General features: G+C 67.8%; 2 protein-coding genes. Both read left to right on the top strand.

Going from position 1 to position 1,685, the window contains the following annotated elements; translation table 11 throughout:
- Positions 1–726, top strand: a 726-nt coding sequence (locus ACRDUX_RS14105; protein ID WP_526414651.1) for an ABC transporter ATP-binding protein, incomplete at its 5' end; no start/stop codon positions are given.
- The coding region (locus ACRDUX_RS14100) for an NtaA/DmoA family FMN-dependent monooxygenase (RefSeq protein ID WP_526414650.1) at positions 723–1,685 on the top strand (963 nt) is incomplete at its 3' end. The genes ACRDUX_RS14105 and ACRDUX_RS14100, both read left to right, overlap by 4 nt.

Below are 1,685 nucleotides of genomic sequence, written 5' to 3'. Positions count from 1 at the left end.
GTCCTGGACTCCGTGACCCTCGAGGTACCCCGCGGGTCGAGTATGGGCCTCGTCGGCCAGTCCGGTTCGGGCAAGTCAACATTGGCGCGCATCGCAATCGGTGCGGCCGAGCCGGACGCCGGCTCGGTTCGCGTCCTCGACACCGAGTGGCTCACCGCCGACGCGCCTGCACGTCGCGCCCTGCGGCGCCGCGTCCAGCTCGTCCATCAGGATCCGTTGGCCTCCTTCGACCCGCGCCTGTCCGTCGGCGGCTTGCTTCGCGACGCCCTGCGTGCCGCGAACATCACCGACAGGCGACGGGTCCGTGCGCGCGTGCGCGAACTGCTCGACCTGGTGCGGCTGCCGGAATCGGTGGCGCCACGGTCCCCCGTGCAGCTGTCGGGCGGTCAGCGACAGCGCGTCGCAATCGCCCGCGCGCTGGCGGTCGAGCCAAGCGTCGTGGTGTGGGACGAACCCGTATCCGCCCTCGACGTCTCCACCCAGCAGCACATCATCACCCTGATCCGCGAGCTGCGTGCCGAACAGGACCTCACCTACTTGTTCATCACCCATGACCTAGGGGTCTTGCGTGAAGTGGCCGACCACACTGCCGTGCTGGCGGACGGACGTGTGGTCGAATCGGCGCCCACCGAGCGGCTATTGGCCGGCCCCACCACGGTGCACGGCCGCGAACTCGTCGACTCCCTGCCCTCCCTGCTCGAGCTACAAAGGACGTCACTGCCATGACCGCGAGAGACGGCGGACTGATATTCGGGCTCTACGAACAGAACTGCATCGGCATGGGGGCCGGAGCGGTCACCCTGTGGCGCGACGGGAAGGACCGGCGGCTCGAGGCGTTGCGGCCGTCCTACTGGCTCGATCTTGCCCGCATCAGCGAGGAGGGCGGGCTGGACCTGATCTTCTTCGGCGACGTTCTCGGCATGTACGACACCTACGGCGGTTCGGCGGACACCGCGATCAGGTACGGCGTTGAATTGCCCGCTCACGACCCCGCCATACTCGCCGGGATCCTGGCGGCCAATACCGAGCGACTGTCGTTCGTCGTCACCGCATCGACCACCTACTCCCATCCCTTCGACTTGGCGCGGCGATTCAGCACCATCGACCATCTGTCCGGCGGCCGGTTCGGGTGGAACGTGGTGACCTCCTACCTCCCAAATGCCGCAGGCAACTTCGGCCTCGAGGCGATGGTCGACCACGACGAGCGCTACGAGATCGCCGAGGAGTTCCTCGATGTCACGTATCAACTCTGGGAGGGCAGCTGGGCTGACGATGCCTTCGTCGCGGACTCGGCCACCGGGGTGTTCGCCAATCCCGATCGGGTACGACCGATCGACCACGACGGCAAGCGCTTCCGCGTTGCGGGTCCACACGTCTCGGTCCCGTCGCCGCAACGCACGCCGGTGATCTTCCAGTCCGGCTGGTCGCCGCGAGGCCGACGGTTCGGGGCGCGGCACGCCGAGGTCATCTTCGCCGGGGCTGACGGCCCAGAGCGATTCGCCAAGGGGCTGGCCGAGATCCGCGCGCTCGCGGCGGCGGATGGGCGCAACCCCTCCGACGTCCTTGGGTTGGCAAGCCTGTCGGTGGTAACGGCTCCCACCGAGTCCGAAGTCCAACGCAAAGTGGAGCGGCTTCAGGCGAATTACGTTGCGGAGGCCCAGATGGCGGCGTTCAGTGCATGGAGC

The sequence above is a fragment of the Mycobacterium sp. genome, assembly GCF_050701675.1.
Classification (GTDB): Bacteria; Actinomycetota; Actinomycetes; order Mycobacteriales; family Mycobacteriaceae; genus Mycobacterium.
The sequence above is the reverse complement of the archived record's forward strand: the minus strand, read 5'-3'. Positions and strand labels throughout refer to the sequence as shown.